Genomic DNA, 7210 nt, shown 5'->3' with positions numbered 1-7210 from the left:
GGCTTCGCGCCGCTCTGAAAGTAGCCAATCAGGTCATCTTTTTTTTCAACCAGTTCAGTCATGCACGGCTCCATCAAGGGGCCCGCCCGCCAAGCGCGCCTATAATGGCTTCGCCGAATGTACGAGGCAAGCAGCGCTCGTTACCTAATGCGTTAATTAAGTTTTCCCGTTCGTCAACGCGCGGATAGCGGAGCGGTGCGGTGGGCATCACGTCGGCGCTTATCGGTCTCCAGCCCGATAATCGCGCCTCCGGTAAATACATGAATGCCTTCTACAATCAGATGTTAGATTTGTACAATTAGCTTTTAACTGGGGTTTGTGTAATAGTTTTCCAATCCCGCATCTGCTCGCTGACTATCGGGCGCGATTTCGGAAGGAGGAGTCAAATGATTCGCTTCCGGCAGTGGATTGGCATCGTCGCGGCTCTTTGTGTTCTGCTCACTCTGGCGCACGGCGTCGCACGCGCCGCGGGACAAGACACGGCGCTCTGCTGTGCGTCGGTCAATGGCGCGACGCTTCAGGGCTGCGTTTTCATTGACCCGAGCGTGGCGTCTGCGAACCAATGTCCCGCCATCACGGCCGTCTGCCCGACGCTGGCGTGCGAGGGTCCTTCGACAACCGCGCCTCCTTCGGTCACGGCGGCAAAAGGCACGGTGGCAAAAGATTGCTCTTGCACGGGCTTACCCGGCGGCTCTTCCACTGGTTGCGGGGCGGGTCTTGGCCTTTGTTCAGGAACCTGTACCAATGTGCAGAACGATCCGAACAATTGCGGTTCGTGCGGAGTCGCGTGCGGTTCGGGCGGCATTTGCTACCAAGGGAACTGCTACAGCGAGACACAACAGAAGGGTTCGTAGCGATTTTGTAAATTTTCGATTCGATGGAATAGAGGCCTACCGGTCGGTCTGGCGACTAGCGGGCAACCGGGGAAAGCGCGCCCTCAGCACGACTATCGTCGAACGCTTGGCGAGGCCCTCCGATGAATCCGAGCACTGCGTATCGCCGTTTCTGCCCTGCGGACGACGATACCGATCCGTCTCTTCACGTCAGTTCCGCGAACGGCGTGCCGGCGGCGTAGCAAGCAGGAGCTTATTGCACCCGTCATCTGTTCACCGAATATCACCGACCATCGACTTCGGTATCTGCGAGCGCGATCGAGCGTAACCTCGAATCGAAAAAGCCTTTTGTTTTCGGGGATTCGTAGCGGTGCGTAACCTCTTAACGTGGGTCACAAGGGCGCCTTTACGGCTTCGCCGAATGTACGAGCGAAAAAGCGCTCGTTGACTACTGGGTTAATTTAGTTTTTCCATTCGTCGACCGTGCGGACAGTTGAGGCTTCTGTCGCGCACCATTAGGATTCGCAGGGCTCGCCGCCTTTGGTGCATCGAATCGTTCGGAGGATCGACTGATGGCTGACTTCGTGCTCGCTATCGACCAGGGAACCACTGGCACGACGGTGTTCGTGGTCGATGAGCGCGGCAGGATACGCTCGCGCGCTTACGCTGAGATTCGGCAGTTCTATCCGAAGCCCGGATGGGTCGAGCACGATCCCGAGGAAATCTTTCGTTCGGTCGTCACGCTGTCGAAGAAAGCACTGCGCGCGGCTCGCGTTGGCGCCGGCGATCTGCGTGCGATCGGCATCACTAACCAGCGCGAGACCTTCGTCGTATGGGAACGGCGCACCGGCCGCCCCGTTCATCGCGCGATCGTATGGCAATGCCGCCGAAGCGCCGATGTCTGCAAGGGCCTCGCCGAATTCGAAGAGGAAGTCTCGCGCCGCACGGGCCTCCTGCTCGATCCTTACTTTTCGGGCACCAAGCTCAAGTGGCTGCTCGATCGGCATCCGAAATGGCGGATGCGCGGGGCGCGCGGCGACCTTTACTTCGGCACCATCGATTCGTGGCTGACCTACAAACTGTCGCATGGCACGGCCTTCATCACCGATTATACCAACGCGTCACGGACCATGATGTTCAACCTCGAGCGGCGCGGATGGGACGCCGAGATGCTGCGCGTCCTCGAAGTGCCGCACGAGATGTTGCCGGGGCTCGTCAGCTCGCGCGGGCCGATGGCCGAGGCGGCGCCGGGAATAATCACGCCGCGCGCAGTTCCAATCGCGGCGCTGATCGGCGATCAACAATCGGCGATGTACGGTCAACGCGCGGTCAATCCGGGCGATTCGAAATCGACGTACGGAACCGGCGCGTTCCTCCTCATCAACACGGGCGAGCGGATGGTGCTGTCGCAGAATCGGCTTTTGACGACGGCGGCGCTGGGTCCCGAAGGCGAGCCCGCGTATGCGCTCGAAGGCTCGGTGTTCGTTGCGGGCGCAGCGGTGCAATGGCTGCGCGACGGCCTCAAGATAATTCGTACGGCGGCGGACAGCCTGGCGATGGCGCGCGCGAGCAAGGACGACTCGAACACTTACGTCGTGCCGGCGTTCGTGGGACTTGGCGCGCCGTATTGGGATCCCAATGCGAGGGGCGCGATCGTCGGAATCACGCGCGGCACCGTCGGCGCCGATATCGTGCGCGCGACCCTCGACAGTATCGCCTACCAGGTTCGCGATGTGATCGTGGCGATGGAATCCGACGTCGGCCATCCGATGAAAGAGCTGCGCGTCGATGGCGGCGCGACGGCGAATCCGTACTTGATGCAGTTCCAGGCTGATGTCCTTGGTAAGACTGTGCGGCGGCCGAAGATTCTCGAGACGACGGCGATGGGCGCTGCGATGCTGGCCGGGCTCGCGGGTGGCTTATGGAAGACGCCCGCCCAGCTCGACGGAATTATCAAGGGCGCAGACATCTTTAAGCCGAAAATGAAATCTGAAGAGCGCAATCGGCTCGTCGCCGGATGGCGCGCGGCGGTCGCACGCGTCCTGACGACTCGACAAGCGCCGCCGCAGAGTTAACAATCTTCTGATGGCTGAAAACGGCAAACCCTTCGTCAGCATGCTCTTCCCCGAGCACCACGAGGAAGCCGCGGTCGCGCTCGGCCGCGCCTTCATCAACGATCCGACCTTCCGACCGCTGATTCCCGATGTGAACGATCCGGTCGAGCGCGTGCGATGTCTCACGGAAATGTTCCGTGCACTCCTGATGATCGAAAGGCACACCGGACAGCCGACCTTCGGCGTATTCGTTGATGGCCGTGTCGTCGCGGCAGCGATAACCGAAGGCCGGCATATCCCGAGCGTCCCGAACATGATCACATCGGGCATCGGCGCGATGCCGGCCCTGCTGCGGGGTATCGGCGTCGGCGGTATTTATCGATCGCTGAGCCTGGTCAGCGTCCTGACCAACGCGCATCCGAAGCAGCCGCATCTGTATTTGCAGGTGCTGGGCGTCGATCCGGCGTATCAGAAACGCCATCTGGGCGCGGCCCTGCTCGATCATCTTCGGATGGAAGCCATCGCAAGGCCCGACGTGGAAGGCGTGTACCTGGAGACCGCAACCGAAGCGAACGTCGGCTACTACAGCAGCAAAGGCTACGAAATCCTCGGCGAGATCTATCCGCTAGGCGTCAAGATGTGGCGCATGTTCCAGCGCAAGTAACGCCTCTTTACGCAACGCCGCGTGCCTTTCCAGGTGCTGAAACTCTGAACCTCACGCGTTGAGGGATTTCACGAGCGCGGGCGGATCGATGTGACGCGCAGGCCCTTTGAGGTCCAGCCCACGTCGAAGCCGACTACGTCGCCTTCGCGCAGCATCTCGATACCCGGCTTGTCACCGCCGATTCCCGCGCCTACCACGCTCACGAATGGAAACTCGAAAGGGACGTCGCGTCCGCTGTGCGATCTGACGACGCCGCGGCCACGCGCGCGATCGAGCTTCAGGATCATGCCCTGGTAGAAGTTGCCCGGAAAGCGCTCACTGTCGAACTCGTCGGCCACGCTGATCGAGTAGCATCTGCGGGAGGCCGGGAAAAGCGGGGCCGAGCCGCGATCGCTTGCGGCGGCTCTCAGAGCGGGATTGCGGTACGGAAGAGCACGAAGCGGCCCAGCATCTCGCCCACGATCGCCGCCATCATCGCGATGTAGAGCAACCCCGTCGCCGCCATCGTCTGCGGGATCTTGAGCGTCTGCCAGCACATCCAGGTGAGGGTTATCAGCGCCGCCGGTCCGAGCAGGACGCGCACGATAAGCAACTCCAGATGCGTTCCGAGCAGGCTTGCGATCGCCGCGCCGCCGGCGCTTCCGCCGCCTAGTCCGATCAGGACGGCCGCCAGTAGCATCGCGATGATATCGAGAACGATCACGATCGAAAGTACGCGAACAAAGGTGCGCAGGTAATCCACCGGCATCTGCAGATCGATCAGATACCAGTGCCCGAAGAGCATCGCGCCCGTCACCAGACCCAGCACCAACGACGACAGGATCGCGGTGAGCGCATAGGCGACCGCACCGGCAAGGCCAAGCGCGGGCGGCGCAAGCACGACGACGTTGGCAACAACCGCCGCGAGGCCCATCGCAAGAGTCAGCGGATAGGCGCGTGCGCGCATCTGCGAATCATCATTCCACATCGTACGCAGATAGACGCCGCCAACCGCGCAGAAGGCGAGCCACATCGCCGCGAGAATCCAGAGCGTCATCCTGCCTGGGACCGAGACCGGCCCGGCGCGCACCGCCAACAACACAAGGCCGGCCGCAGTCAGCAGGCCGGCGGACAAGAATACCGACGCGCTCGATTTGTAGAAGCCGCGCTCGATCTGGAAGAACGGTGGAATCGCCAGCGCGAACATCCCGCCGAAAGCCAGTTCTCCAAAGACGATTAAAAAACAGACAGCGAACCTGGTCACCGGCGCATCATAGGCGATTTGCCGCGGAAACCAACCCCGCCGCATCGCGCCCTTGCCCTCGGGCGCGATTGAGTGAAATAAGATTGGCGAACCAGGGGCGGATCCATTGGGGAATGGACAACTTGCTGATGTGGACTATAATCGAGATCTCGGGGACAGGAGAAAAATGCGTCCATCTAAATTTCTACCGTTAGTCGCAATTGGCCTTGCAGTCGGCCTCGCCGGTTGCGGCGCTGTGGAAGCGGCGCGCCAGGCCCAGGAAGCCAAGCAGCAGCAATTCGTGCAGCGCGTCGACACCGCGCACGTATGGGTGACCACGGAATCGCCGCCTTCAGGCAAGCCGTACCATAAGCTCGGCGATCTCTCGTACACCGAGCCGTTCTCGCCCGATGCTATCGAAGAGAGCGAGATCACAGAGAAGCTGAAGAAAATGGCGCTGGAGAAGTGGCCTGATTCGATCGACGCGGTCGTGAAGGTCAACCAGGACGTCTCGGCAGACGGCTCAACAATTACGGTCAAGGGCGAGGCGATTCAATACGACTCGTCGCAGGATCGCGAAGCTCTGCACAAGATGAACGAAGGCCTCGTGGTCTCGCCCAACGGGCAATAGCCGCGACCGCTTCACCTCATATCTGATTAAAAGCGGACACTTTCGGGATCGCGATCCCGGGAGTGTCCGCTTAACTTTTTGATGACGAATCGGGACCGGGGCCGTCAGGCGGGTGCCGATTCCGCCAGGAGACCGTCGAGCTTGCCGGCGTCTTCGAGAGCTTTTAGATCGTCGTAGCCGCCGATGATCTTGCCGTTGATGAAAATCTCCGGCACAGTGCGCCGTCCGCCGGACATCTCAATCATCTTGGCACGCAACTCCTCGTCATCGGTCACGTCGATTTCTTCGTAAGTGATACCCTTGCGCGAAAGCAGGGACTTGGCGCGTACGCAGTAGGGGCAATAGCTGGTGGTGTAGACCTCGACCTTCGCCACAGAATCGTCCTCCTTCCTGATTTCCAATCTAATCGTTCCGATCCTTCGATGCACTAGCTATCAGCGGGTGTCCGAGTACATCCGTTTTAAGCGCGCGGGCGATACGCCTGATAGATAGAGGAGTCGAATCGTCCACATTCGCAGGATGGTGCGGATGAGGCCCTCGTTGTGCCAGCGCCGTGCCGATGTCGTCACGAGCGAACGCAGGCATGCGACGCGACCGGCGCGTTTCAGCTTGCGCGCGAAATCGAGATCCTCACACAGCTCGATATTCGGAAAGCCGCCGAGCTGCTCGAAAACCTCGCGCCGGACGAAGATCGCCTGGTCGCCGGTGCCGGTGCGGCTGATGCGCGAGCGCAGGCTGATCAACGCCCCAATAAGCCGGTAGGGGAGGCGGGGATCATCGAGGCGGACGTCGAATCTGCCGCCGACGACTTTTGGATCGGTGAGTGCATCCTTGATCGCGGATGCGAAATCAGGCGGCACGATAGAGTCGGCGTGTACGAACGCGAACGCATCGCCGATCGCGATCGCAGCTCCCGCATTCATCTGCCGCGCGCGTCCACGCGGACCGTCGATTACTCGATCGGCGAGCGGCCTTGCGGCTTCGACGCTACGATCCGAGCTGCCACCGTCAACGACGATCACCTCGGCATCAGCAGCGCCGCGCCTGATCGCGCCGAGCGTTGTAACGATCGCGCGCTCCTCGTTCAGGATCGGAACGATGACCGACAGCGCCACGCAGCGCACTCAGCGAAGTTCAGGATTGATGAGTGAGCGGGAGTCCTCCGCGGCGTCGCCGAGAATCTCCACCTTGCGGCCGACGATCTTGAGGCGGCCCTGCTGATAGAGCCGAATCGCCTCGGGGAAGATACGATGTTCCTGCGCGACGATCCGCGCCGCGAGTGTTTCCTCGGAGTCGTCGGCCAGCACCGGTACCGCGGCCTGAATAATGATCGGACCCGTATCGACACCCTCGGTAACGAAGAACACCGTGCATCCCGCGATTTTGACGCCGTGCTCGATCGCGTCGCGCGGGCCGTGAATTCCGGGAAACGCCGGCAGCAGTGCGTTGTGCGTGTTGAGGATGCGATTGGGAAACGCCTCGAGCATCACGTGCGACAAGAGCCGCATGAATCCCGCGCACAGCACGAGCTCGACCGATTTCGCCGTGAGAGTGGCGAGGACGGCACGATCGAAATCCTCGCGCGAGGCAAACTTGCGATGGTCGATGATCGCGGTCTCGATACCGTGATTGCGCGCGCGCTCTAGGCCGGCGGCGTCGGCGCGATTCGAAATCACGATTTGCACCTTGGCGCTCAGGTCCCCGCGCTCGATCGCCTCGACAATCGCCTGCAGGTTGCTGCCGCGGCCGGAAATCAGCACGCCGAGGCGGACAGGTGGACGCTCAGCCATCGCGATTCGCTCGCGC

8 protein-coding genes are annotated in these 7210 nt (G+C 61.3%); 3 read left to right on the top strand and 5 right to left on the bottom strand.

The genetic code is table 11. From position 1 onward, the window contains the following. The first annotated feature begins 1405 nt into the window (after positions 1-1405). Positions 1406-2908, top strand: coding sequence for a glycerol kinase GlpK (gene glpK, locus VMA09_19925; GenBank protein ID HUA35889.1), 1503 nt, complete (start codon positions 1406-1408; stop codon positions 2906-2908). Between the two features lie 10 nt (positions 2909-2918). After that, a complete protein-coding gene (locus tag VMA09_19920) occupies positions 2919-3551 on the top strand; it encodes a GNAT family N-acetyltransferase (protein HUA35888.1) in 633 nt (210 codons plus the stop codon). 68 nt (positions 3552-3619) lie between these two features. Here the strand turns inward: VMA09_19920 and VMA09_19915 are convergent, their stop codons facing one another. Both VMA09_19915 and VMA09_19910 read right to left on the bottom strand, forming a co-directional pair. Beyond that, positions 3620-3889 (bottom strand): hypothetical protein, encoded by a 270-nt coding sequence (locus VMA09_19915; protein ID HUA35887.1) that lies wholly within the window; start codon positions 3887-3889, stop codon positions 3620-3622. Positions 3890-3957: 68 nt separating this feature from the next. Continuing rightward, positions 3958-4839, bottom strand: a complete 882-nt coding sequence (locus VMA09_19910) for a hypothetical protein (protein ID HUA35886.1) — start codon at positions 4837-4839, stop codon at positions 3958-3960. 121 nt (positions 4840-4960) lie between these two features. Between VMA09_19910 and VMA09_19905 the strand changes: the two genes are divergently transcribed. Continuing rightward, the gene (locus VMA09_19905; protein ID HUA35885.1) at positions 4961-5404 is read left to right on the top strand and encodes a hypothetical protein; all 444 of its coding nucleotides are present in this window, start codon (positions 4961-4963) and stop codon (positions 5402-5404) included. Positions 5405-5508: 104 nt separating this feature from the next. Here VMA09_19905 and grxC read toward each other — a convergent pair whose 3' ends face one another. The 3 genes from grxC to purN are packed head-to-tail and all read right to left on the bottom strand — an operon-like array spanning position 5509 to position 7194. Continuing rightward, a complete protein-coding gene (gene grxC, locus VMA09_19900; protein HUA35884.1) occupies positions 5509-5778 on the bottom strand; it encodes a glutaredoxin 3 in 270 nt (89 codons plus the stop codon). Positions 5779-5838: 60 nt separating this feature from the next. Then, positions 5839-6519: a TIGR04283 family arsenosugar biosynthesis glycosyltransferase gene (locus VMA09_19895; protein ID HUA35883.1), complete on the bottom strand. Its 681-nt coding sequence runs from the start codon at positions 6517-6519 to the stop codon at positions 5839-5841. A 9-nt stretch (positions 6520-6528) separates the two neighbouring features. Continuing rightward, positions 6529-7194 (bottom strand): phosphoribosylglycinamide formyltransferase, encoded by a 666-nt coding sequence (gene purN / locus VMA09_19890; protein ID HUA35882.1) that lies wholly within the window; start codon positions 7192-7194, stop codon positions 6529-6531. Between the last annotated feature and the right edge of the window lie 16 nt (positions 7195-7210).

It is taken from the genome of Candidatus Binataceae bacterium, assembly GCA_035508495.1.
Classification (GTDB): Bacteria; Desulfobacterota; Binatia; order Binatales; family Binataceae; genus JASHPB01.
Note: the sequence above shows the minus strand (reverse complement) of the source record. Positions and strands in the feature narration are given on the sequence as shown.